Origin of the sequence: Alloacidobacterium dinghuense (genome assembly GCF_014274465.1) — a bacterium.
Lineage (GTDB): Bacteria > Acidobacteriota > Terriglobia > Terriglobales > Acidobacteriaceae > Alloacidobacterium > Alloacidobacterium dinghuense.
This window is the reverse complement of the sequence record NZ_CP060394.1, coordinates 1,278,971-1,303,441: the sequence shown is the minus strand read 5'-3', so window position 1 is coordinate 1,303,441 and position 24,471 is coordinate 1,278,971. Positions and strand designations below refer to the sequence as shown.

General features: G+C 57.9%; 20 protein-coding genes. 14 read left to right on the top strand and 6 right to left on the bottom strand.

Annotated features, from left to right (window positions below; genetic code table 11):
- Positions 1-63 precede the first annotated feature (63 nt).
- Positions 64-2,484, bottom strand: coding sequence for an ABC transporter permease (locus H7849_RS05270; RefSeq protein WP_186744747.1), 2,421 nt, complete (start codon positions 2,482-2,484; stop codon positions 64-66).
- Between the two features lie 243 nt (positions 2,485-2,727).
- Positions 2,728-3,876 (bottom strand): DUF7544 domain-containing protein, encoded by a 1,149-nt coding sequence (locus H7849_RS05265; RefSeq protein ID WP_186744745.1) that lies wholly within the window; start codon positions 3,874-3,876, stop codon positions 2,728-2,730.
- Positions 3,877-3,950: 74 nt separating this feature from the next.
- Here H7849_RS05265 and H7849_RS05260 point away from each other — a divergent pair, with 74 nt between their 5' ends.
- From H7849_RS05260 to H7849_RS05230, 7 genes are all read left to right on the top strand, one after another.
- The gene (locus H7849_RS05260) at positions 3,951-4,439 is read left to right on the top strand and encodes a GNAT family N-acetyltransferase (RefSeq protein ID WP_186744743.1); all 489 of its coding nucleotides are present in this window, start codon (positions 3,951-3,953) and stop codon (positions 4,437-4,439) included.
- Entirely contained in the window at positions 4,436-5,779 is a 1,344-nt protein-coding gene (gene trmFO / locus H7849_RS05255) for a methylenetetrahydrofolate--tRNA-(uracil(54)-C(5))-methyltransferase (FADH(2)-oxidizing) TrmFO (RefSeq protein WP_186744741.1), read from the top strand. The genes H7849_RS05260 and trmFO overlap by 4 nt, the downstream gene beginning before the upstream one ends.
- 944 nt (positions 5,780-6,723) lie before the next feature.
- Positions 6,724-7,413, top strand: a complete 690-nt coding sequence (queC, locus tag H7849_RS05250) for a 7-cyano-7-deazaguanine synthase QueC (RefSeq protein WP_186744739.1) — start codon at positions 6,724-6,726, stop codon at positions 7,411-7,413.
- Positions 7,414-7,524: 111 nt separating this feature from the next.
- On the top strand, positions 7,525-8,631 hold the full coding sequence (locus tag H7849_RS05245; RefSeq protein ID WP_186744737.1) for a carboxypeptidase regulatory-like domain-containing protein: 1,107 nt from the start codon (positions 7,525-7,527) through the stop codon (positions 8,629-8,631).
- A gap of 72 nt (positions 8,632-8,703) precedes the next feature.
- Positions 8,704-9,927 carry a molybdopterin molybdotransferase MoeA gene (locus H7849_RS05240; RefSeq protein ID WP_186744736.1) on the top strand — a complete coding sequence of 408 codons (1,224 nt, stop codon included), beginning with the start codon at positions 8,704-8,706 and terminating at the stop codon, positions 9,925-9,927.
- Positions 9,928-9,936: 9 nt separating this feature from the next.
- The gene (gene moaC / locus H7849_RS05235) at positions 9,937-10,404 is read left to right on the top strand and encodes a cyclic pyranopterin monophosphate synthase MoaC (protein ID WP_186744735.1); all 468 of its coding nucleotides are present in this window, start codon (positions 9,937-9,939) and stop codon (positions 10,402-10,404) included.
- Positions 10,405-10,456: 52 nt separating this feature from the next.
- A complete protein-coding gene (locus tag H7849_RS05230; RefSeq protein WP_186744734.1) occupies positions 10,457-11,578 on the top strand; it encodes a mechanosensitive ion channel family protein in 1,122 nt (373 codons plus the stop codon).
- Here the strand turns inward: H7849_RS05230 and egtD are convergent, their stop codons facing one another.
- The 3 genes from egtD to H7849_RS05215 form a co-directional block, all read right to left on the bottom strand.
- Positions 11,579-12,559, bottom strand: coding sequence for an L-histidine N(alpha)-methyltransferase (gene egtD / locus H7849_RS05225; RefSeq protein ID WP_186744732.1), 981 nt, complete (start codon positions 12,557-12,559; stop codon positions 11,579-11,581).
- A 19-nt stretch (positions 12,560-12,578) separates the two neighbouring features.
- On the bottom strand, positions 12,579-13,844 hold the full coding sequence (egtB, locus tag H7849_RS05220; RefSeq protein ID WP_186744731.1) for an ergothioneine biosynthesis protein EgtB: 1,266 nt from the start codon (positions 13,842-13,844) through the stop codon (positions 12,579-12,581).
- 109 nt (positions 13,845-13,953) lie between these two features.
- Positions 13,954-14,664, bottom strand: a complete 711-nt coding sequence (locus H7849_RS05215; RefSeq protein ID WP_186744729.1) for a VIT1/CCC1 transporter family protein — start codon at positions 14,662-14,664, stop codon at positions 13,954-13,956.
- A gap of 184 nt (positions 14,665-14,848) precedes the next feature.
- On the opposite strand from H7849_RS05215, the gene H7849_RS05210 reads away from it, so the two are divergent.
- From H7849_RS05210 to H7849_RS05180, 7 genes are all read left to right on the top strand, one after another.
- Positions 14,849-15,565, top strand: a complete 717-nt coding sequence (locus H7849_RS05210) for a DUF5666 domain-containing protein (RefSeq protein WP_186744727.1) — start codon at positions 14,849-14,851, stop codon at positions 15,563-15,565.
- A 19-nt stretch (positions 15,566-15,584) separates the two neighbouring features.
- Entirely contained in the window at positions 15,585-18,983 is a 3,399-nt protein-coding gene (locus tag H7849_RS05205) for a TonB-dependent receptor (RefSeq protein WP_186744725.1), read from the top strand.
- Between the two features lie 11 nt (positions 18,984-18,994).
- Entirely contained in the window at positions 18,995-21,433 is a 2,439-nt protein-coding gene (locus H7849_RS05200) for a VWA domain-containing protein (protein WP_251106620.1), read from the top strand.
- Positions 21,434-21,584: 151 nt separating this feature from the next.
- On the top strand, positions 21,585-21,782 hold the full coding sequence (locus H7849_RS05195; protein ID WP_186744723.1) for a type II toxin-antitoxin system VapB family antitoxin: 198 nt from the start codon (positions 21,585-21,587) through the stop codon (positions 21,780-21,782).
- Positions 21,779-22,147, top strand: a complete 369-nt coding sequence (locus tag H7849_RS05190) for a type II toxin-antitoxin system VapC family toxin (protein ID WP_186744721.1) — start codon at positions 21,779-21,781, stop codon at positions 22,145-22,147. The genes H7849_RS05195 and H7849_RS05190 overlap by 4 nt, the downstream gene beginning before the upstream one ends.
- Before the next feature lie 61 nt (positions 22,148-22,208).
- A complete protein-coding gene (locus H7849_RS05185) occupies positions 22,209-22,604 on the top strand; it encodes a VOC family protein (RefSeq protein ID WP_186744719.1) in 396 nt (131 codons plus the stop codon).
- 69 nt (positions 22,605-22,673) lie between these two features.
- Entirely contained in the window at positions 22,674-23,054 is a 381-nt protein-coding gene (locus H7849_RS05180; protein ID WP_222439765.1) for an iron chaperone, read from the top strand.
- A gap of 4 nt (positions 23,055-23,058) precedes the next feature.
- On the opposite strand, the gene H7849_RS05175 is transcribed toward H7849_RS05180, so the two are convergent.
- Entirely contained in the window at positions 23,059-24,426 is a 1,368-nt protein-coding gene (locus H7849_RS05175; RefSeq protein WP_186744717.1) for a lipopolysaccharide biosynthesis protein, read from the bottom strand.
- Between the last annotated feature and the right edge of the window lie 45 nt (positions 24,427-24,471).

Here is a 24,471-nt window from a genome sequence, read left to right as displayed (position 1 = left end):
CTACCACATAATAAGAGTTGTCATCCTGAGCGGAGCGAAGGACCTGTTTTACTCAGAGTCTAGCTATTCGCTACGCAACGTCTTTGCCGGATCGATCGACGCAGCCCGCCGCGCCGGAATGAGCCCTGCCAGCCCGCCAATCGCAAGCAGCGCAGCCATGGGCACAACCAGCGACGAAAGCACGCCTCCACCGAACGATGTGAACACCTGCTTTAAAGCAGAAGCGGCAAGGAACGACATCGCAATACCGATGACAAGGCCGATGACAACCCACGCAACCGCGCTTCTCATCACTAAACCAACAACCTGCCCTCGTTGCGCGCCCAACGCCATACGAATGCCAATCTCATTTGTACGTTGCTCAGTTACATAACTGATCAGGCCATAGATGCCCACCAGCGCCAGTACGAGTGCCAGCCCGGCAAACGCTGTCAGCAGCCACACAATCAGCCTTCTTGATGCCAACGAAGCGTCGACTCGCGATGCCAGCGTGCCAACATTGAATGCCGTCTGTCCCGGATCGACAGCGGCAATCGCACGGTTCAAAGCCGATACCAGTGTGAGCGGGTCGCCATCCGTGCGCGCCGCAAAACTGGCGATCCCGTTCGCCGACTGCGAGTAAGGATAGTAGCGCATGCCGTCGCTTACGTCTTCCTCAAGCGAGTCGGGACGAACATCGCCCACCACACCAACCACTGTCGCGACTCCATTGTCACGCAAATGCTGACCAATCGGATTCTGGCCAGGCCAGTATTTCTTTGCCAGTTTCTGGTCGATCACCACTACCGGCTGTGTATTCGAGCGGTCTTCCGTGCTGATCCAACGACCCGCAAGCAGCGGGACCTGCATCGTTTTGATGTAGTCAGCCGTAGCGAAACTCAGCTGACTGTGCGGTCCCGGATCGTTCGGGCCGAGAGCCCGCCCCTCGATGGAGAACGAGCTGGCCCCATCCTGATTGCTGAAAGGCAGAGAAGTGGTCGCCGCTGCGGATTTCACGCCCGGCTGCGCCTTCAAATTATCGAGCGCCGCATTCACAAAACTTTCCTGCCGCTGGACGTTGTTCTTATATCCCTCGCCTGAAAAAATAACCACGCCCGTCAACACGCCATGCGGATTGAATCCAGGATCAATCTGTTGCATCTGTTTCAGGCTCGCTAGAAACAGTCCAGTGCCTGCGAGCAGCACAAATGCCATTGCCACTTCGCCAATCACAAAAACGCTGCGCAACCGCTGTTTATCAACAGAGGCAGTTGAACTTCTTCCGCCGTCATGTAGCTCTAATCTCTTCTGCGAGCGCACCATCTTCACCGAAGGACCAATGCCGGCGATCAACGACGTCAACAGTCCCGCTCCTGCCGTGAAGGCGAGCACGCCAAAGGACAACTTCACAACGTAGCCTTCGCCCAGGCTCTGCGGCACCAGCCACAACAGCATCTTTCCAAACACGGGACCAATCGCAATCCCGATCAATGTCGCTAATCCGGCAAGCACCGCCGTCTCCGTGAGCATCTGACGCACCAGCCGCCATGCATTGGCGCCGAGAGCCGTACGAATCGCAAACTCCTTTGTTCGCGCTGACGCCCGCGCCAGAAAGAGTCCGGCCACATTCGCCGAAGCAATCAACAGAACCAGCGCTACCACCCCGAACAAAACATAAAGCGGCTTGCGCAGCGGTCCCGCGGCAAATTCCGTCACAGGGGTCGAGGTCATGCCCCAATTCGATCGGGTGGCGAATCCTTTCGAGCCCTCACGCACATACTCTTCATGCGACTTCGCTGCCAGGCCAGCATTAAACTGCGCAAAGCTCACACCCGGCTGCAATCGCACCACTCCCACCGAGCCTTCATTGAAGCGATTGTCGAGGTTGTACTCTTTCGGCTCCAACCCCATCGGCGTCCACACTTCCTTACCGCGCGGCCAGTCAAAATCGCTGCGCATCACGCCAATCACTCGATAGGGCTTCTCATTCAGCATCACCGTCTGGCCAACCACATTGCGGTCGCCGCCGAAAACCTTTTGCCACGCGCCATAGCTGAGCACGGCAACATTGTTCGCGCCTTTCTGATCCTCCTCTGCGGTAAAGGTCCGCCCCAGAATCGGCCGGGCGCCAAAAACGTTGAACCATTGCCATGTGACCTGCGACCCGTCCAGATGCTCGGTCCGGCCATCGCGCAGAATGTTGTAGCTGTCTCCGCGCTGCAGCGCCGCAGCCTGTACCTGATTCTTCAGCGAAGCCGCATCGGCAAAGTCAGGCACCGACAGATCCGGAAAATCGAGCCCGAGGTTGGCATACTTCGTGCGCATCACGCCCACGCGCTCGGGAGCATCCACGCCTGAGGGATGCATCAACACCGCGTGGATCACACTGAAGATAGCCGTGTTCGCTCCAATGCCGAGTGCAAGTGTCACAATCGCAGTCAGCGCAAAGCCAGGAGCCTTGCTCAATTGCCGCAGCGCAAAACGCAAATCTTCTAAGAAACTCATGCGGACACCTCACCATAAAGACTGTCCGCACATCATGTTCCAATTCGGATAAGTATGTATCCGGTTTAAAATGAATCAGATGGAGCCATTTTCACGGGGTCATACAAGACATAGCCTGTCCGAATCCGGACGAGCCTGTTCGTTTCCGGGCAAAACTCCCAGCGCCTGTGAGAAAAGCAAGAGTGGCGCCGAACACGCGAGTGCCTGGCCTGCCCTGAGCGAAGTCGAAGGGGCGAGTCCTTCTCACCAGACTGGAGGTGGCTCGCTCAGAGGAGGCAGCGGAGGCAAAGGTGGCTCAACTCTCACCGCAACCAGATCCGGTGGTGGTGGCTCCAACAAGTCACCGAGCGCTGAATAACGCGACCCAAAGAAATACGCGGCGTAAGATTCCTTAAAGACTGCAACCGTCCCGTAGACAGCGACTATCGCCACGAGATAGATGGCGATCAGCACCAGCGCTATCGCTGCGACAATCGCAATGAAAACAACTCGCAGGCCAATCCCGCCGCTCCACATCGCGCGATACAGCCCAAAGCCCACAGCCAGCCCCGCCATGCCGCCAACACCAAGAATCATGAAGACGCCGATCATCAGCGCCCAGCTGATACCCAATGCAATAATGAATCGCAGCAGCAGGTAAACCGCCACGGATCCGAAATCCTCCCGCAGCAGCGACAGAAACCTGCCGAACGCACCTTCAATCGGCGCATCTTCTATGGCAATCGGAGGCAGCACGAAATCCTGCAATACCGCATCCACCACCATCCAAACCAGCCCAATCAGGAGACAGATGCCGATGAACGGAAGCATCGGCGCCAGCATGGGCCAAGGGTTCGCATTTGGATTCGGCCCGTGGCCTCCAATCCGTGCCGCTTCTTTCATCATACGAATCAAGAATGGTCCAGCCGTCACAGCCAGCAGAATCAGACACACCAGCGAAGCCAGCAGCACCACGCCGAAATAGCACCACGTCTTCCGTCCATACTTGGCCCACGCCCCGCGCACTCTTCCCCGCCGGTAGACGACCAGATCAAAAAGCGTAAAGCGGAGGCGGCAGAAGAGATACGTCGACAATATCCAAAACACCAACCCAATCCCAAAGACGATCGCCAGCACAACAAACCCGACAGCTGCACTCGGCGCGATAAACCCGAACTCACTTGCTCCGGTACCTGCAAAACTCATCGGCGTACGATGCCGGATCGCAGCGCCAGCTCCAGCCTGTACGCCCTGCATCGGATACGAAATGATTACGGAATAAAAGCCCGGCTGCGTCAGCGCAGCAACCAGAGCAATCTTCAGAAAGAATCCCAACCGGAACGGCGCAAACATCACTTCGCGTACTCGCCGGAAAGCAGGCCCAAGAGCATCAGCGGGAGAAAGTTTCGTCATGCGTGCCCTGAGGTTACGGCAATCGCACTCTGCACTGCAACGACAATCCAATCACCGTAAAATAGAACAAGCCCATGACCACCATCCGCCACGCCACGCCAGCCGATATCCCGCTCATGCACGCCCTCATCCGCGAACTGGCCGAATTCGAGCGTGAGCCGCAATCGGTCAAGATCACCGAGGAACAGCTGCTGCGCGACGGCTTCGGCCCCAGCCCCTGCTACGAATGCCTCATAGCAGAAGAGGACTCCGTGGCCGCCGGGTCAGCGCTGTTCTTTCCCGTCTACTCCACCTGGCGCGGACGCGGCCTGCACCTCGAAGATTTGTTCGTCCGCCCGCAGTTTCGAGGACGCGGCATCGGCAAAGCGCTCCTCAGCCGCGTGGCTGCCATTGCGGTAGAAAAAGGCTGCGCGAAGCTGCAATGGGAAGTGCTTGACTGGAACCAGCCCGCCATCGACTTCTATCACTCGATTGGCGCCCATATGCTGCACGAGTGGCGCATCATGCGCGTCACTGGCGACGCGCTGCAAGCCCTGGCAAGTCCTGGCGAGGTATCGGCGTGAGCCGCATCCGTGTCATAGGCGGCGGACTCGCCGGCCCCGAAGCTGCACTCGTCGCAGCGCGAGCAGGAGTAGACGTAGACCTCTACGAGATGCGACCCGTGCGCTCCACGCCTGCGCACCAGACCGCCGACTTCGGTGAACTCGTCTGCTCCAACTCGCTCAAATCCGAGAGCGAAAACACGGCTCCGTGGCTCTTGAAGCAGGAAATGCGCCGCGCCGGATCACCACTCCTGGCCTGCGCCGATGCGAGCGCAGTCCCCGCTGGACACGCCCTCGCCGTCGACCGCGCCGAGTTCTCGCACCGCATCAACGAGGCCATCGAGCGCGAACCGCGCATCACCGTCCACCGCGAAGAAGTCACGCAGCTCGATCCCAACGACGGCATCACCATCATCGCCAGCGGCCCGCTCACATCATCAGCGCTCTCCAGCGAAATTGCTCGCCTCACCGGCAGCGACCATCTCGCCTTCTACGACTCCATCAGCCCCATCGTCGAAGCCGACTCCATCAACATGGACCGCGTCTACTTCGCCGCGCGCTGGGACAAAGGCACCGCCGACTACATCAACTGCCCCTTCACAAAAGAAGAGTACGACGCCTTCTACAACGCGCTCACCACCGCCGAAACCGTGCAGGAAAAAGAATGGGAGAAGCTCTGCTACTTCGAAGGCTGCCTGCCCATCGAAGAGCTGGCCCGACGCGGCTACGACACCCTGCGCTTCGGCTGCATGAAGCCCGTCGGCCTGCGCGATCCGCGCACTGGCAAGACACCCTACGCCGTCGTGCAGCTGCGCTGCGAAAACCTGCGCGCCGATTCCTACAACTTAGTCGGCTTCCAGAACCACCTAAAATTCGGCGAACAAGCCCGCGTCCTGCGCCTCATCCCCGGCCTCGAAAACGCAAAGTTCCTGCGCTACGGCCAGATCCACCGCAACACCTACATCAACGCACCGCGCGTTCTAACGGAAACCCTGAGCCTCCGCGACCACCCCAGCATCTACTTCGCCGGACAAGTCTCCGGCATCGAAGGCTACACCGAATCCATCGCCACCGGCCTGCTCGCCGGACTCTATGCCGCAACCGCCGTACAAGGCGCAAGCACCACACCCGTCCCCCGCGAAACAGCCCTGGGTTCGCTGGTAAACTACATCACCCAAGCGGAAGCAAAGCACTTCCAACCCGCCAACATCACATTCGATCTTTTAGTCCCGCTCGAAGAAGAGCTACGCAAGAAAATCCGCGATAAAAAAGAACGCCATCGCCTGCAATGTGAGCGATCATTGGCTGCTTTCGAACGCTGGTGGCAATCAGCCGCCATTGCCACTGCGCTGTCATCCTGAGCAAAGCGAAGGATCTGCTTTTCTGGTGGTATGGCAAGGTCTCTTGTTGAGTTGACGCTCAACCTTCGCTACATTGAATCCATACAGCAACTCGTCTTCGAAATAACGCAGGAACCCGATGGTGTCTACGTCGCCGTAGCGTTGGGCGAAAGCATCTTCACACAGGGTGACACGTGGGAGGACCTACGGTTGAACATTAAAGAAGCTGTAGAGGGCTTTTATTTCGATAGTCAAATACCCTCTCATTATTTCCTAAAGACTCAAGCGTTCCTTCTAAAATGCCCTACAATTTGAATTCTCCAAACCGTTTACTTGAACCCTGCAATTTAGAAAATCTTCCAAACTGGTACTTACGGGAACTCTCACAAGTCGACGTGACCCCGGTTCGGTCCATCCTGCAGGAAATAGCAAATCACTTGGAAGATTTCGTGCGGTGGCCGGAAAGTGCAATCTTGTTCTGGTCGGATTGCAACAGAGTAAAGCCGGATGGTGCTAAGCAGAAGTATCATCGATATTCAGCCCATATTCGTGATATGGCTAAAACCCGTCTCATAACGCTTGATAGCCGACCGAATGGACCCGCTATAGCCGCTTATCTATAGGCAGGCGGGGTCAGACCTAGTAGATTCGGTAGCAACAACTCCTGGTCCATCCACCACATTTAGTCGGGTAAATTTCCCTACATATCAAAAAAGACAACTCTTCACGCTGCCAAAGAATGTCATCATTTCACACAAAGCGCTGGGTTGGTTGCTGTGCACCCGATAGCAGATGCCTTATGTGATGAGTTTCCGCCATTCACATGGTTACTAAGAGCACAGAGCTTCAAAAAGTTCGGCTACGATCCTGACGGTGTCTTCTCACGTAAGCAGGATGTCTATGGCTTCTCGAAAGGTTGCAAGTACGAAATCGCCTTCACATCCGCGTTACCATAAGACGTGAAGATGCCCACCCTCACAAAAGCCGTAGTAAGCCTCTCCGGAGGCATGGACTCCTGCGTCTGCGCCGCCCTCGCCACCCGCGATTACGACGCCTACGCCCTCCACTTCAGCTACGGCCAACGAACCGAAGCCAAAGAGCTCGTCTCAGCTCGCGCCGTCGCTAACGAGCTTGGATTCAAGGACTTCCTGCATCTGAAAATCGATCTCTTCCGCCGCATCGGAGGCTCCGCCCTCACCGATACCAGCATCGCTGTGCCGGAAGTCGCAGAAAACAGCCAGATCGGCGCGGAAATCCCGGTAACCTACGTCCCCTTCCGCAACGCGCATTTCCTGTCTGCGGCGGTAAGCTGGGCCGAAGTCCTCGGCGCGAAAAAAATCTTCATCGGCGCCGTCGAGCAGGACAGCTCCGGTTACCCCGATTGCCGCCCCGCCTACTACGAGGCGTTTCAGCAACTTATCCGCACCGGAACGAAAAACGCAGACATCAAAGTTCTCACGCCACTCATCCATATGCGAAAGAAGGAGATCGTGTCCCTTGGCCTTGAACTCGGCGCACCATTGGATTTAACGTGGTCATGCTACTCAGGTGAGGAATTCGCCTGCGGTGTATGTGAGAGCTGCGTCCTCCGCCTCCGCGCATTTGCAGAAGCCGGATCGGAAGACCGCATCCCATACGCCGCGCATCGCAGTTAGAAGGCTGGCATCACCGGAGCAGGTTCTGGCATAGTCAGAGATTTTGGAACAATTTGAACAAAAGGACCGCGAACCGGGCACTTCCCGCAGCGCTCCTTCAAGGAGAAGAACATGAGAAAGACAAAGCTCTGGATGACGCTCGCAATCGCAGCGTTCGTATCAGCGCTGCTTACCCCCGCATTCGCCCAGGAGCCGACCGGAAAGATCCACGGCCATATTCAGGACCCCGCGGGAGTTGCGGTCGCTGACGGTATCGTCACCTTGTCCACCGACGGCGGCAAAACCGCGAAATACACCTTCAATTCCGACGCCAGCGGCGACTACAAGGGCGACAATATCGCCCCCGGAACGTACACGCTTTCACTGCGCCGCCCTGACACCCCAGCCGACAAGGTCCTTGACCAATTCCCCGAGGTAAAAATCACTGCTGGCGGTGACACCGCGCAGGACTTCGACATGACCCGGCAGGAATACCTGTCAAAGCTCACCCCTGACCAGCGCAAGGCTCTCGAAGAGTTGAAGACAAAGAATGCTACGGCGATGAAGGAAAATGCTGTCATCAAGAACCTCAACGCCGATCTCATCAAGGCGCGCGACGACAACAAGAACAAGAATTTCGCCGAAGCCGAGCAGTTGATGCAGCGAGACACGCAAGCCAAACCGGATGCCGCCGTCCTTTGGCTCGAACTTGGTGTAGCCCAGGCTGGCCAGAAGAAGAACAGCGATGCCGAGACCTCGCTTAAGAAGGCCGTCGAATTGGACAGCCAAAGCAAGAAACCCAATCCGGAAATCGAAGCCGGCGCCAACAATGCTCTGGGCGAAGTCCTCGCCAATGAAGGAAAGGCGCCAGATGCCCAGGCTGCATACGACAGTGCGGCCAAGATCAACCCGACCCAGGCCGCCATGTACTACACCAATGAAGCCATCATCATGGACCGCGCCGGACAGGTTGATGGAACCGTGACCGCAGCAGACAAAGCCATCGCGGCCGATCCGAACAAGCCGATCCCCTACTACCTGAAGGGCAAGGCGCTCATCAACAAAGCAACGGTGGATCAAAAGACCGGCAAAATCGTCCTGCCTCCTGGCTGCGCCGATGCGTATCAAAAATACCTCGAACTCGCCCCCGACGGCCAGTTCGCTCCGGAAGTGAAAAGCGTGCTTCAGGAGTCAGGCGAGACCATCAAGAGCACCTACAAGGCAGGTAAAAAGAGCTAGCCTGCGTCCCCATTCCAACCACGAGCGCCGTTGCCATCAGCGGCGCTCTTCTTCTTTGGCTAGAATTTCAGTGTGCCCGAACTCATCCTGACTTACGCGGAAGCCGCCGCCGTCGTCCAAGATCACGCAAGCATCCTGCTCGGCCAGAAGCCTACCGCAGAGAGTCTCCCACTCCTTGCTGCGCTTCATCGCGTCCTCGCTGAGCCGATTCTCGCCGATCGTAACCAGCCGCCGTTCCCGCGTTCCACGCGCGACGGATTCGCATGCCGCGCTGCCGACATCGCGGCGGCAATGCCACTCCGCGTCATCGGCCAGCTGAGAGCAGGCGACGTGTGGAAGGCTGCGCCGCTAGCAACGGGCGAAGCGATTGAAATCATGACCGGCGCTCCCGTTCCGGCAGGAGCCGACTGCGTCGTCATGGTCGAACACACCAAGGTGAGAGAAGACGTGCTGTTTGTCGAACAGGGCCGCATTCTGGGAGCCGGAGAAAACATCGTTCCATCCGGCGCAGAAGCTCAAGCAGGGAGCATCATCGTCGATGCCGGAACCCGGCTCGCAGCCTCGCACATCGCAGCCGCCGCCGCATGCGGTTACGCAAACCTACCTGTTTGTACCCGCCCGCGCGTCGCTATTCTCGCCACCGGAGACGAGCTCGTACCTATCGATCACGCTCCGCTCACTCATCAAATTCGTAACTCAAACAGTTACTCATTGGCAGCGCAGGCTACCCTTGCAGGCGCCCAGCCCTTCATTCTTCCGGTTGCCGGCGATAGCCAGGATGAAATTGAATCCTCCATCGGCAGTGCATCCGGCTGCGATCTGCTCCTGCTTTCAGGCGGCGTCTCGATGGGGAAATACGATTTCGTCGAACAGGCTTTGCGCGCGCTCGGCGCGAAATTTATCTTTACTGGTGTGAAGATCCAGCCCGGCCACCCTGTAGTCTTCGGCAAGCTGCCACAACAATATTTCTTCGGGCTTCCCGGCAATCCCGTCTCCACGATGGTCACATTCCTGCTCTTCGCACAACCGCTTATCGCCGCGCTCAGCGGAGAAACCGCCGGAGGTCCGCGTTTCGCCCTCGCGCACCTCACCCACAATTTCCGCACCAAACCGAGACTCACCCGCTTCCTGCCTGCAAGCATCGATTTCAAAATCAATTCACCGCAAGCGACTATCATTCCCTGGCAGGGATCTGGCGACCTCGCCAGCACCGCGGCAGCAAACGGCTTCGTCGTCATCCCACCGGACGCAGAACAACTCACCGCCCAGGATCGCGTCTCCGTGCTGCTGGTTTAGGCTATTTTCATGAGCAAGCTCTCACACTTCAACGAAGCAGGCGAAGCAACCATGGTCGACGTGAGCGCCAAAACCTCTACGCGTCGTGAAGCCGAAGCCTCGGCCTTTGTCGCGCTTTCCGCAGAAGTGCTCGCAGCGTTGCCAAAAAATCCGAAGGGCAATCCGCTCGAGGTCGCCCGCTTCGCAGGCATTCAGGCAGCCAAGCGAACCTCAGAGTTGATTCCCATGTGCCATCCTTTACCGCTTAGCTTTGTCGATGTAACAACCCAGATCACAACCGATGGCATCGCCATTCGCTGCGTCGCAGCAACCACTGGTCCCACCGGCGTTGAAATGGAAGCCCTCACCGCCGCCTCTGTCGCTGCGCTCACCATCTACGACATGTGCAAAGCGCTCGACAAAGGCATCACCATCCGCGAAGTTCGTCTTGAGCGCAAATCCGGCGGCAAAAGCGGCGACTATCAACGCGTAGGCTGACTCAAGAAACCTGCGTTTTCGACTATCTCTCGAAGAAACAGACCAACACATTATGCTTTTGACGATTTACAATACGCTTTCTGCCCACCGGCGGGACTGGGCAATCGGTATCACCCTCCTCTGTCTCGCCATCCTGTTAAGCTTCTTCGCGCACGACATCTTCTTTCGTCTGCTGGCGCGCTTCCGGCCAAAATATCAGGCGGAGCGGCCGCTCTTTGCCACCGCAACCCAGAGATTGCGGCGCCCCGCGCGCTGGATCGTCATCCTCACCGCCATCGGCTTTTCGCTCCCGTGGATTCCCATCCCACCCAACTACACGGACCTGGCGCACAAAGCACTTGGCATCTTGTGGTTCCTTGCCCTCGGCTGGTTCATGATCTCCGCCGTCTATATGGTCGAAGATCTTCTGCTGCGCCGCTATGATGTCGGAGCCAGCGACAATCTCAGAGCACGGCGCGTACGCACGCAGATGCAGTTCATGCGGCGTATCTCAATTTTCCTGCTGCTCTTGATCGACGCCGGCCTGATCCTCTCACTCTTCCATGACTCCAAAATCTGGCACTACGGCGCGGGATTGCTCGCGTCTGCCGGACTGGCCAGCCTCGTTCTCGCCACAGCCGCAAAATCCACCGCCTCGAATCTGCTCGCCGGACTTCAGATTGCGTTCACTGAGCCAATCCGTATCGACGACGTTGTCGTTGTGCAGGGTCAGTTTGGGAGAGTCGAAGAAATCACCACCGGATACGTGGTGATCGCCGTCTGGGACCAAAGAAAACTGATCGTCCCGCTCAGCTATTTCATTGAGAATTCATTCGAGAACTGGACCCGGAATAGTTCCGATCTGATCGGCACGTCATTCCTCTACGTGGATTATTCGATCCCCGTCGAGGCCCTGCGTCAGGAATTCACGCGCATCCTCGAATCGTCTACGCAGTGGGATCGCCGCATCAACGCGCTACAGGTCACCAATCTCTCCGAACACACCATGGAAATCCGTTGCCTGATGAGCGCGCGCAATTCCGGCCAGACATTTGACCTTCGCTGCATCGTGCGCGAAAAGATGATCGACTTCATCCAGAAAAACTACCCGGACGCCTTCCCGCGCACTCGTTTCAGTGCCATATCGCAGCCGGAAAGCGGGAACTCATTCCCCTCAACGCAGCCTCAATCCTGACTACCACGCAGTGGCCAGATAGACGCCAAACCATTCGCGCTCATCTGTCCAGTGATCGCTGAGATGAAAGTCCGCGCGCTCCAGTAGCCCGATCACGCCCTCATCGCGGAACTTGTAACTGTTTTCGGTGTGAATCGTCTCGCCCCTTTGCAGCTTCACCTCAAGCTCCAGCGCAGGAATCGAGACGCTCTGCGCAATCAAGCTCTCCAAGTGCATCTCGATGCGCGAACACTCTTCATTCCACCGCGCTCGATGACGAAACAGATTCAAATTGAAATCCGCGTCCAGCTCGCTATTGATCCGCTCCAGCGCATTCTTGTTGAAGGCCGCAGTTACGTGAGCGGCATCATCGTAAGCCTTCAAAAGGATCTCGCGATCCTTCACCATATCCACGCCCAGCAGCAACTTCTCGCCCGCCCTCAGCTCTTTACGAATATCGCGCAACAGCTGCACTGCGTCTTCAGGCTCAAAGTTCCCGATGCTCGACCCGATATACAACACCATGCGCCGCTGCCCATCGGCATTGATCTGCCCCAGTCCCTGGGTGTAATCGCCCACGCGCGGAACGACCGCCACACCCTCCAGTTCCGCCTCAATCCGCCTCTTCGCCTCATCCAGAGCCGTGCCCGAGACGTCAATCGCGTGATACGTTACCTCGGACTGGCGCCGCACCGCCGCCTTCAGCAGCAATCCCGTCTTCGTCGCCGTGCCCGCGCCCAGCTCGATCATCGTCAGCTCTTCGCAACCGGCGGCGGCGGCAACAATCTGATCCGCATGTGCGCTTAGAATGGATCTCTCTGTACGCGTCGGATAGTATTCCGGCAACTCTGTAATCTGCTCGAAGAGTTCCGACCCCCGGGCGTCATAGAACAGCCACGGGCTCAGCGTTTTCGGTCGAGCCGTCAGCCCCCGATACACTTCAGAACCAAGCGGGGTATGTGCAGCCTCCGGCAAATTTGGGCAAGCAGAGAGAACATGCATTGGTCGAGCTCCTGGGAAACTATCTTGCTAAGCGAATGCCTGAAAACTGCCAGCGCGTCGCCGGAGAAAAGAAGTTCCGGTAGCTCGCGCGAATATGTGTGCGCGGCGTTACGCAGGAACCGCCGCGCAACACCATCTGGTTTGACATGAATTTCCCGTTGTACTCACCCAGCGCTCCGGGCAATGCATGAAACCCCGGATATCCCAGGTAAGCGCTCGCCGTCCACTCCCACGCGTCACCGAACATCTGTTGCCTGCCGGTCCCAGACGCAACCGTCGTATGCAGCACGCCGTCTTCCAACAGATTTCCACTCACAACGCCATCAGATGCAGCAACCTCCCATTCCGTTTCAGTGGGAAGCCGTTTTCCTGCCCACCGTGCATAAGCATCCGCCTCGTAGTAGCTCACGTGGCATACAGTCGTCTGCTCTATGTCGTTGAGCGAAATCTCTCCTCTCAGCGTAAAGACGCTCCACGCTTTCGATTCCTTGTCCCGATTCCAGTAAAGTGGCGCGCTCCATGCCTCGCCCTGCACCGCCTGCCATCCCTCCGCGAGCCATAACTCGGGCCGCCGATAGCCACCATCTTCGATGAAGTCCAGGTACTCCGCGCACGTCACAAGCCGCGAGGCGAGAGCAAAAGGCTCCAGATAGACCCGATGCCGCGGCAATTCGTTGTCGAAGCAGAAACCGTCACTCCCATGGCCAATCTCCGCCAGACCGCCCACGTATTCCCGCCATTCCACCTCTGCTGCCGCGTCGCCAAGATTCTCAAATGGCAACACCAGATAGGCCGGCCGCAGTGGATTCGTCCAGAACGCGTGCTTAATATCGGTCAGCAGCAATTCCTGATGCTGCTGTTCGTGGTGTATTCCGAGGACAGTCCGGTGCTCCACCGCTTGCGGCGCGCCGGTCTTGAGCCACTTGTGCAGAGCCTTGTCTACGTATTCCCGATACGCGTGAATTTCCTGCACGCCCGGCCGCGAGAACGAGGCGCGCAGTTTCTTCTCTGGCTGTTCCGACACGGCGTTGTAGTAGCTGTTAAAAAGCCAGAGAAAGTCAGGATGGAAAGGCCTGTAGTCGGGATCCAATTCCCGCAAAATAAACGTTTCGAAGAACCACGTCGTATGCGCCAGGTGCCACTTGGCGGGGCTCGCCTCGGCGCACGACTGCACCATCATGTCCTCGGCAGTAAGCGGCGCACAGAGCAGTTCGGTCTGTCGCCGCACATTACAAAATTGTTGAGCCAGAGAGCTTGCCACGGCCGGGGTCGCCAGTGAACTCATCGGTATCCTCGCTCCTTCTCTACATTTAGAGAGCATTTGCAGCGGCGTGTTGCCCGCAAGGTTAACATTGGTCCCAGCTGAGCAAAGTGCGCTTCAGCAATCCGCACTCTCAGTGAGAATGAAACAGCCGAGCCAGCGCATACGCCGCTGCGGCAGCCAGCCCACCAATCGAAACCGTCTGCAGGCCACTGCGCCATACACCCGCTCCGGTAAACCTGCCCTTCACCGCGCCGAAAACCGCAAGAGCGACCAGCGTAATCGCTACAGAAGCCGCCAGCGCCCGCACGTTGTCATCAAGAACCATATACGGCACGAGCGGCACCAGCCCGCCAACGATATAGGAAATCGCAATCGTAGCCGCGCTCTGTCGCGCCCGATGCACCTCCGGCTCCTCCAGTCCCAGCTCAAACCGCATCATGAAATCCACCCATGCCTTTGGATTGCGCTTGAGCGCCTGCAGCACTGGATCGCTCTCAGCCCGCGTGACGCCATATTCCTCAAAGATGTCGTAGATCTCTTCTTCCTCATCGCGCGTCCGTTCGACCACTTCCATCTCTTCGCGCCTGCGTTCGCTCGCGTAATGCTCCGAGTCGCCCCGCGAAGCCAGATACCCGCCCAGACCCATGGCAATCGAACCGGCGGCAATCTCCGCCAGGCCTGCAATCACCACCACATGCGTCGAGGCCCCAACACCCGACAAACCAGCCGCCAGCGCAAACGGAACGGTCAGGCCATCCGACATGCCAATCACCACATCGCGGACCACCTCGCTTGATCCGAAATGCGCTTCAGTATGAGCAGAATCTTGATGATGCGACATTTCCGGAAGTTTACCGCAATGTCGTAATTCGTACGCCAAATCCATGAACAAAAAGTCCCTATAGACGTATCTCCTGATGCCGCCCGCTGAGACTCCGGCTCATATTTTTACGTCTATCAGGCAGTCAAATTGCCCAGTGCGTGCGACACGGCCTATAACCGAGTCAAAAGGGTATAAGTAACCTATGAAAGTAGCTCATCCTCGCCTTCCATTGCTTCTGCTTCTCACTTCGATGGCGCTCGCGCCGCTCTTCGCCCAACAGCCAGACGCGCAATCCAGTCCGGAGCACGAACGCCAGGGCGGCGGCCAGCGCGGCGGTTTCATGGGCATGGGCTCCGCCGTACACGGTACTGTCACCGCCATCACCGGCAGCCAGTTCACCGTCAAGGCCGAGGACGGAACTACCTACAATGTCGCGACCGGCCCCAACACTCGTGTCATGAAAGATCGCCAGCCCATCAAGGCCACCGAGATCAAAGTCGGCGATGTCGTCATGACCGGCGGCGAAGTAGACGACAAAGCCCACACCGTCGGCGCTGTATTTCTCGCCGTACTCGACGCGGAACAGGTGGCGCGCATGAAGCAGATGCAGGCCGACTTCGGCAAGACATGGACTGCGGGCAAAATCACGGCGATCAACGAGCTCACCCTCACCATCGAGCGCCCCGACAAGAAAGCCCAAACCATTACCGTCGACGAGAACACTTCATTCCAGAAACACCGCGAGAGCATCACGCTCGCAGATATTAAGGTGGGTGACGCCGTCACATCACGCGGAGCACTCAAGGACGGCAACTTCGTCGCGACCCAGCTTTCCGTCGTCGATCCGCGTCGCGGCCCGGGTGGTGCCGGCCCCAACGCTGGCAGCGCAGCAGCGGCTTCACCGCAGCAGCCGCAGTAGATTGTTGAGGATTCCACTCGTGCTCCGATTGCTGACCATCAGCCTGTTGCTAGCCATCTCGGCGACATCTCTGGCACAGACTCCCCCAGCGGTCACGCCCGCACCAGCAGCGCCTCCCGCGTCGTCCGCGCAAACAGGCGGAACGATTCACGGCGCCGTGAAATCCGGCGCCACGCCTCTGCCCGGCGTGAGCATCACCGCTACCAACACGCTGACGGGTAAGAAATACAGCACTGTCACCGACGCCGCCGGAGCCTACTCGCTCACAATTCCGCAGAACGGCCGCTATGTTTTGAAAACAGACTTCGCCGCCTTCGCCGCCACCACAAAAGAGGCCCTGCTCAACGCCACCTCCCACGATCAGCAGGCGGACTTCGCACTCACTCTCGCATCGCGTGCCACTCAGCAGGAAGGCTCGGAACAGACCGCGCAGCTCATTCAAAACCTCCGCCAATACGCCGGGAACGGAGCGTTGAATCTCAGCATGCTCAGCGGAGCGAGCGATCTCATACAAGCCGGCTCAGGAGGCGGCGGCAGCTCCGACGCGCAACTCCCAACGCTCGCCAATAACTCCGACTTCTCCAGCGAATCGGTCGCCGTAAGTGGACAAAGCGGAACGACAAACCCATTCGCCGGCATCGACTTCAACCAGATGCGCCAGAACATGGAAGACAACGAATTCAATCAGTCGCTGTCGCAGACACCGGGTAGAAGCAGTCGCGGAGGTGGACAAGACAGCGCATTCGGCGGCCCCGGAGGGTTTGGTGGTGGCGGCGGCAGAGGAGGATTCGGCGGACGCGGCAACTTCCGCAACTTCAAACCGAATCAGCCCCACGGAGCCTTCTTCTGGAATGGCGGCAACTCCGCGCTCAACGCCGAGCCGTTTTCCATTCGCGGAGCGGAGCTGAACCAGCCCGCCTATCAGTCAAACCACTTTGGCCTGACCTTCGTCGGCGCGCCCTACATTCCAAAGATTCTCACCAAAGACACGAAAGATTTCCTGTTCTTCACACTCGCCGGCAACTACACTTCGTCGCCCTTCAACCAATACGGAACCGTGCCCACAGCTGCCGAACGTGCCGGTGATCTTTCAGCACTCACCACGCAAAGCGGCCAGCCCGTCACCATCTACAATCCTCCGGCATCCAGCACGCCTGGAGGAGTAACCTGCACCGCCAATGGCAACGTACCGGGACAGCCCTTCGTCGGCAACCGCATCCCCGCGTCCTGCATTTCGCCGCAGGCAACCCAACTACTTAACTACGTCCCGCAACAAAACCTGCCCGGAGCATTCCAGAACTACCAGCGCATATCGACCGCGCAGACCAACACCACAAATGTCGGAGTCCGCTTCGTCCACAACTTCGGCTCCAGCGCGGGCGGCTCGCCGATGATCGGCATGATCCGCCAGGTCATGGGTCAGGGCAGCAACACGTTGCGCCAGACCATCAACTTCAATTTCAACTACAGCCACAACGCGGCTGACGAGCTGAGTATCTTCCCCGATCTCGGCGGCAAGCAGCAGACGCACCAATACTCCCTGCAAGCCGGCTACACCATCGGCAAGAACAAGCTCACCAACAACCTCACAGCAGGCTGGAACCGGAGCGACACGCAGCTGCTCAACTACTTCACCAACACAACCGACGTAGCCAGCCAGCTCGGCATCAACGTCTTCAACGGCGCGACCAGCCCACTCAACTTCGGCCTGCCCAGCGTCACGCTCACCCAGTTCACCGGACTCAACGAGCAGCAGCCGAATCTGCACGTCAACCAGACCATCTCCATCACCGAGTCCAGCTCCTGGATTCACCACAAGAACAACTTCAAATTCGGTGGCGATTTCCGCCGCGTCCACCTCGACATGATCGGCCAGGCCAACTCCACCGGCAGCTTCTACTTCACCGGACTCTTCACCCGCCAGCCCGGTTCACCCACCAACACTACGCCCGGCGTCTCAACCACCGGCTCCGATCTCGCCGACCTGCTCCTCGGCTTCCCACAACAGAGTGCACTGCAGGCGCCGTACCAGAAAGCCTATCTCCGCGAGAACGTCTACGATCTCTTCGCGCAGGACAGCTGGCAGGCTCTTCCGAACTTCACAGTCAATGCCGGACTGCGCTATGAATACTTCTCACCCTACTCAGAAAAAGACGACCGCCTCGTCAACCTCGACGTCGGCAACGATTTCACTACCGTCGTCCCCGTCCAGCCGAATCAGGTAGGCCCCTTCTCAGGTAAATACCCAAGCTCACTCATCAACCCCGAACGCAACGACTTCTCCCCGCGCATCGGCATCGCATGGCGCGCCATAAAAGACACCGTCATCCGCGCCGGATACGGCATCAACTTCGCCAACGGCCAATATGCAAAGTTCGTACAGGACTTCGCCTTCCAGCCGCCCTTCGCCGATGTGCAGACCAACGAATCCACAACCGGCGCCGATATCACGCTGGCCAACGGCTTCCCCGCTCCGCAAGACACCGGAAATTACGCCGTGAACAAGCGCTACCGCCTGCCCTACGTGCAGGTCTGGAACTTGGATATCCAGCGAACCTTACCTCTCGGCATCGTCCTCAACGTCGGCTATAACGGCTCCAAAGGCACGCGCCTCGACGTCGTCAGCGCACCCGGCCGCACCGCAACCGAATCGCTTAGCGGCGTCTTCTACGACTGGGAAGACTCCATCGCCTTCTCCAATTTCAACGCCCTCGCCGTGCGCCTGCGCAAGCGCATGCAGCACGGCATCGCCCTCGGCGCAACTTACACCTATTCGCACTCCATCGATAACGCCAGTTCCGTCGGCGGCGTCGGCGGCGTTGTAGCGCAGAACTGGCAGGACATCCTCGCCGAAGAATCCAACTCCAGCTTCGACGTCCGCCAACAAATCAAAGGCGACTTCGTCTACGAGCTTCCCTTCGGCCCCGACACGCACATGCTCACCAACGGAAGCTGGCTCTCCCACGCGCTCGCCAACATCTCCATGTCCGGCACCTTCGACTTCGCCACCGGCGAACCGCTCACCCCGCATTACCAGGCCAATATCGACGACGTCGCCCGTGGCAGCGCTGGCTCCCTGCGCCCCGACCGGGTCCCCGGAGCATCCCTCACCGAAGGCGGAGGCACCATCCGCAACTGGTTCAACCGTGACGCCTTCACGCAGCCCGTCAGCACCTACGGAACCGCCACGCGCTACTCCATCCCCGGCCCCGGCACCGTCTCCTTCAACGCATCACTATCGAAAAGCGTCCGCTTCGGAGACATGCGCTCGCTGGAAGTCCGCGCCACCTCGAACAACGTCTTCAACACGGTGCAATACGCAGGCGTCGACACCACCGTAGGCTCCGCCACCTACGGACAAGTCACCTCAGCCGCCAACATGCGTCAATTCACTTTCTTAGCCCGCTACCGCTTCTAGGAGACAGAGAGATGATCAAGAAAATCGATGTCATCCTGACCCTGAGTCGGCGAATGGGGAAGGATCTGCTTTTCGCTGGCACCAGCACAGCACGGGTGCCCCAGGTCTGCGAAACCGGGGCCCCTAACACGCGCGGTTCTCGCGTGTTGGGGTGGGAAAAAGACCTGGGATCATGCAAGCACCGGGTGCCCCATCCTGACAAAGTCAGGGTGGGGTTTTTAGCGACACTTGCCCTGGCACTACTCCTAACCCCCAACCTCCAAGCCCAAAATCAGCAAGACCAACAAAACCAATCCTTCACCCTGAAAGTAAACAGCGACATAGTCCTAACCAACATAGTCGTCCGAGACAAGAAAACCGGCCAGGTAGTAAAAGGACTCAAGCAAAGCGACTTCACCATCACTGAAAACGGCAAGCCGCAGCAGATCACCAGTTTCGATTTCGAAAGCGTAGACGAAGCCGCCGCGCTCAACGAAGCCACCATCAGCGGCAAAGCCGGCAACTCCATCCTCCTCGGCAAATCGCCCGTCATCACCGGCGACGCCCTCCGCGACCACCGCCTCGTCGTCCTCTTCTTTGACATCACCTCCATGCAGCCCGAAGATGTCGAGCGCGCGCAGGACGCCGCCCGCAATTACATCAACAAACAAATGCAGGCCGCCGACGTCGTCTCCGTCGTCTCGCTCGATAGCTCACTCTCTCTCGATCAGGACTTCACCCAGAACAAGCAGCTCCTCCTCAACGCCGTCAACAGCTACTCCGGCGACCAGACCCAGGGATTCGCCCCCGGTTCCACCAGCACCACCAACCAGGTCGAAGACACCACTGCCTACACCGCCGACGAGAGCGAGTACAACGACATCAACACCGACCGCGAGCTCTTCGCCATCGCCACCATCGCAAAGTCTCTGAACTACATCAACCAGAAAAAAGCGCTGCTCTACTTCTCCGGAGGCATCTCCCGCGACGGCATCGAGAACCAGGCCTCGCTCCACGCCGCCATCAACTCCGCCGTGCGCTCCAACATGTCCATCTATAGCGTCGACGCGCGCGGCCTGCAAGCCATCTCTCCGCTAGGCGACGCATCCACCGGAAGCATCCGCGGCAACAGCGCCTACAACGGCGGCGCGCTCCAGAACAACCTCGATGCCAACTTCAACTCGCAGGAAGTCATGGCCAACCTCTCATCCGACACAGGCGGCAAGGCCTTCTTCGACTCCAACGACTTCGCCCCCGCCTTCCAGCGCATGCAGCAGGACATGTCGGCCTACTACGTCATCGGCTTCCGCTCGTCTGACACGCGCCGCGACGGTTCCTACCGCCGCCTCACCATCAAGATCAACCGCTCCGACCTGAAGCTCGAGTACCGCCCCGGCTACTACGCCCCCGCCGACTACAAGCACTCGACCAAGGAAGACCGCGAGCGCCAGCTTGAAGACGAGCTAGCCACTGACCTCCCGGCAACCGACGTCTCCGTCTACCTGCAAGCGCTCTACTTCCGCATCGACGACATCCACTACTCCGTCCCCATCTCTATCCTCGTCCCCGGCTCGCAGATCCCCTTCGTCAAGGGCGGCGACCGCGACAAGGCCACGCTCGACGTCATCGGCGAAGTCAAAGACTCCGTCGGCCGCATCATCGGCAACGCGCGCGATACCGTAAAGCTCGCCATCGACCAGTCGCAGCAGGTGCGCCAGCGCAACATCCAGTACTCGACCAGCTTCACCCTCCCGGCGGGAAAGTTCCATCTCAAGTTCGTCGTGCGCGAAAACGAAACCGGACGCATGGGCTCCTTCGAGACCGACATCAACGTGCCCGACCTGCGTAAAGCGCCCGTCAAGCTCAGCTCCGTCGTCCTCGCCAGCCAGCGCATCCCCGCCGGCAAGAAGACCGATAACCCGCTCAACAATCCTCTGATTCGTGACGGCCAGGAAGTCGTCCCCAACCTCCCGCACGTCTTCCGCCAGAACCAGCACCTCTATTTCCTCTACGAGATCTACAACCCGGCGAAAGCAACCACCACAGTTACAGATCAGGCCGGGGTGCCCCAGGTCCGCGGAGAGGACCTGGGATCGAACTCAACCCAGGCACAACCTGGGGTGCCCCATTCTTTTGCGAAGCAAAAGGGTGGGAAAGGTAAGGACACGGCAGCAACCCCGGTCCGCGTCTTCACCAGCATTGAGTTTCTAAACAATGGATTAAAGGTCTACGAAACCCCACTCGTCCAGGCCACACAACTCAACGTGCCCACACGCGACGCCATAGCCTTCCAGTTCGACGTCCCACTTGCAGACCTGAAACCCGGCCTCTACACCTGCCAAGTCAACGTAATCGACGACGCCGGAGGCAGCTTCACCTTCCCAAGAATGGCCCTACTCATCCGCGAAGGAACTCCTGCAACACCGACCACGCCGGTGACCACAACAGGAGCATCAACCTCTGGTCGATAGCCCAATACCATTTGTTGCGAACTGACCAGCTTTCAGATTTGTCATCCTGAGCGCAGCGAAGGATCTGCTTTTCTTCGCTAACCCCCGGAATGCAGAGTCGCGCAAGAAATGCGCATCAAATAATGCTAAAATCGATGCCGGAGCAAACCACATGCGAACCACCGTAGCCTTGGACGACGAACTCATCAAGAAAGCGCAGGAATATACCGGCCTGAAGGAAAATAGCGCCTTATTACGCGAGGCGCTCAAAGCTCTTCTTGAACGGGAAGCAGCGCGCAGGTTAGCCGACCTGGGCGGCGCAGCCCCGAAAATGGCTCACATCCCACGCAGAAAGACAAAAACAGGATGATCCTGGCCGATACGTCCATCTGGGTCGACCACTTTCGCAAACGAGACGCCGAACTCCAACACCAACTGCTCCAGAACAACATCGCGACTCATCCATTCGTTGTCACCGAACTTGCCCTCGGCAGCCTGCCCGACCGGCGCAAAACCCTTGCCGATCTGGAACTGCTTCCAAAGGTAAGGATCGCGCAAACCGACGAAGTCCGCGCCATGATTGAATTCCGCAAACTCTTTCGCAAAGGACTCGGCTTCGTAGACGCTCACCTGATCGCCGCAGCGTTGATCACGCCCGGCACAATCCTCTGGTCGCGCGACAAGCAGCTCCATTCCATCGCCCAGTCAATGGGAATCAGTCACGCCCATCCATAAATACTGTCGCGCTGGAGGCGACGCAGAAGATGCGATATAGTCGCTTCCGGAGCCTCTCGTCATGCTGAACAGCATTACTCCCTTCTTCATCGTTGACGATTTGAGCAAAACCCTCGACTTCTACCAATCCAAACTGGGATTCAACCTCCTCTATAAAGGAGGCGGGGACAGCCAATGCGACGACTACTGGGCCTTTGTCGGACGCGACCAAATAATGATCAGTTTCAAGGCCATCACGCCCGAGATCCGTCCCCAGCCGAATCGTTCGCGCCACGAATGGGCTCGCTGGGACGCTTATATCAACACCAGCGATCCCGACGCGCTCTATGCCGAGTTCCTGTCCAGAGACGTTTCCATCCATCGAGAACTAGCCAACACAAGTGACGGATTGAGAGCCTTCGAGATCGCCGATAACAACGGATACGTCCTGTGTTTCGGTCGTCCCATAGAGAACTAACACGAAAGAGAAATCCGATTACAAAGCCGCAATGGACTCGAAACTAACGGTTCTTGTAGCATAGCCCGGGTGAAAAAGAAGGAATCCAGCACGCAAAGCAACCCGTCCCCTAAGACCGTGGATGATTATTTCGCCATTACTCCCGAACCCGCCCGTACTGTTTTGGAAAAGATGCGCGCGGCGATTCGATCTGTCGTCCCGCGTGAGTCCACCGAGGTTATCAGCTACGGCATCCCTGCGTTCAAGCACAAGACGGTGCTGGTGTGGTACGCGGCATTTGCCAATCACTGCAGCTTGTTCCCGACTGCGTCCGTCATCGAAACATTCAAAGATGAACTAGAAGCCTTCACAATATCCAAAGGTACGATTCAATTCCCAATCAACAAGCCGCTGCCAATCGCGCTGATCAAGAAAATCGTGAAGCTACGCGTTCAAAATGCACAGAGCTAACTGCCTATGCAGCCACTTTGGACCGTGACATCCGAAGCCGCGGAAGAGTAAACATGCTGCGAACAAAATCCCCAAGATGATCGTCAAGCAAGCGCAGGCTGATGCGGAGAATATAGAACGCATTGATCGCGTCTCCGATCACCAACCCCAGGGCCGCTCCGCGCAGTTCCAGGGCAGGCACCTTCATCAGCCCCGCCGCAAGCAATAGCGACACCACAGAGGACACAACAAGCACCCGAGCCATCGTTTGGTGCTTGTTAATCGAGATCGGAATCACCGAACTCGTAAACCACAACGATGAAACCACCAATTGGGCGAGCATGATGTTCAGCAGAACCGGATCGGTGGGTACCTTCCCAATCGTCCACAGCTTCCACACATACTTGCCAAACACAGCAACCGTAAGCGTTACGCAGCAGCACAGAAAGATGCTGAGCTGGCATGCGTGTCGATGCAGCTTCCTCGCCAGTTCCATATTCCTGGCGCCAAAAGCAGCCGACACTTCCGGCCACACCGAGTTATTCACCAACTGCATCACCTGATAGGCGCTACGCGAAATCGTCCTCGCTGTGCTGAATGTCACCACAGCCGTCGGTCCAAGGATGCTTCCAATGACAATCAAAATTCCCTGCAGGTTGAGGGAGTTGGCAAAAGGAACGCTCAGCATGGCAACGGCAGGTGAAACCAACCGCTTGACTGCGCTTCGCCGCGCATATTTGACGCCGAATTTAATCCACTTAATTTCGCGGCGCAGCAGAAACCATAACACCAGGGTTCCCACCGCATTGACCAGCATGTATGTGAAAGCCACCCACCGCGCAGAGAACCCCAGCATCACGGGAACCAGAATCAGCATGAAGCTCGACAGGGTGAATGTCGTTTTCATGCTCGTGCCGTAAGCATAGCGTCCAACGCATCGAAAGCAAGCCTGGAACAGCGTCTCCTGCATGGTCAGCAGAGTCGACAGGCCGAGGAAAAGTATGACGATGCGCACGTCAACCACACTAAGTTGCTGTATGTGCAGCCATCGATCCAGTGGAATAAACCAGATAAGTCCAAAGAGCAGCAGCCCCGCAATCGAAGAGCATGTCGTGGTAACAATCCACACGCTTTGGAAAACCTCCAGCGCTTCATCCAGTTTGCCGGCTGCCGCCAGCATGGTCATTTCGTTCCCGGCGACGCTTCCCAGTCCAATATCGCTCAGGCTGAAGTACGTTGGGATCGTGCTCAGAAGGAGCCATTCACCATAAAGGTGCGCACCCCAATGGCTCAAATAAATCGGCACAGAAACGATCTGGATGATCGTAGTGCTCAATCGGCCAAAGATATTCGCCATGAACGACGCGACGAGCCTTCTCTTCGTCGAACTCATGCGGCCATCCTCGCCACGCAAGCTCGCAATGTTTCAAGAGATCTC

What these genes read in the sequence shown, in the direction of transcription:
- H7849_RS05270 (WP_186744747.1), bottom strand. Translation starts at nt 2,484, where the DNA reads ATGAGTTTCTTAGAAGATTTGCGTTTTGCGCTGCGGCAATTGAGCAAG.
- H7849_RS05265 (WP_186744745.1), bottom strand. Translation starts at nt 3,876, where the DNA reads ATGACGAAACTTTCTCCCGCTGATGCTCTTGGGCCTGCTTTCCGGCGA.
- H7849_RS05260 (WP_186744743.1), top strand. Translation starts at nt 3,951, where the DNA reads ATGACCACCATCCGCCACGCCACGCCAGCCGATATCCCGCTCATGCAC.
- queC (WP_186744739.1), top strand. Translation starts at nt 6,724, where the DNA reads ATGCCCACCCTCACAAAAGCCGTAGTAAGCCTCTCCGGAGGCATGGAC.
- H7849_RS05245 (WP_186744737.1), top strand. Translation starts at nt 7,525, where the DNA reads ATGAGAAAGACAAAGCTCTGGATGACGCTCGCAATCGCAGCGTTCGTA.
- moaC (WP_186744735.1), top strand. Translation starts at nt 9,937, where the DNA reads ATGAGCAAGCTCTCACACTTCAACGAAGCAGGCGAAGCAACCATGGTC.
- H7849_RS05230 (WP_186744734.1), top strand. Translation starts at nt 10,457, where the DNA reads ATGCTTTTGACGATTTACAATACGCTTTCTGCCCACCGGCGGGACTGG.
- egtD (WP_186744732.1), bottom strand. Translation starts at nt 12,559, where the DNA reads ATGCATGTTCTCTCTGCTTGCCCAAATTTGCCGGAGGCTGCACATACC.
- egtB (WP_186744731.1), bottom strand. Translation starts at nt 13,844, where the DNA reads ATGAGTTCACTGGCGACCCCGGCCGTGGCAAGCTCTCTGGCTCAACAA.
- H7849_RS05215 (WP_186744729.1), bottom strand. Translation starts at nt 14,664, where the DNA reads ATGTCGCATCATCAAGATTCTGCTCATACTGAAGCGCATTTCGGATCA.
- H7849_RS05210 (WP_186744727.1), top strand. Translation starts at nt 14,849, where the DNA reads ATGAAAGTAGCTCATCCTCGCCTTCCATTGCTTCTGCTTCTCACTTCG.
- H7849_RS05200 (WP_251106620.1), top strand. Translation starts at nt 18,995, where the DNA reads ATGATCAAGAAAATCGATGTCATCCTGACCCTGAGTCGGCGAATGGGG.
- H7849_RS05195 (WP_186744723.1), top strand. Translation starts at nt 21,585, where the DNA reads ATGCGAACCACCGTAGCCTTGGACGACGAACTCATCAAGAAAGCGCAG.
- H7849_RS05190 (WP_186744721.1), top strand. Translation starts at nt 21,779, where the DNA reads ATGATCCTGGCCGATACGTCCATCTGGGTCGACCACTTTCGCAAACGA.
- H7849_RS05185 (WP_186744719.1), top strand. Translation starts at nt 22,209, where the DNA reads ATGCTGAACAGCATTACTCCCTTCTTCATCGTTGACGATTTGAGCAAA.
- H7849_RS05175 (WP_186744717.1), bottom strand. Translation starts at nt 24,426, where the DNA reads ATGAGTTCGACGAAGAGAAGGCTCGTCGCGTCGTTCATGGCGAATATC.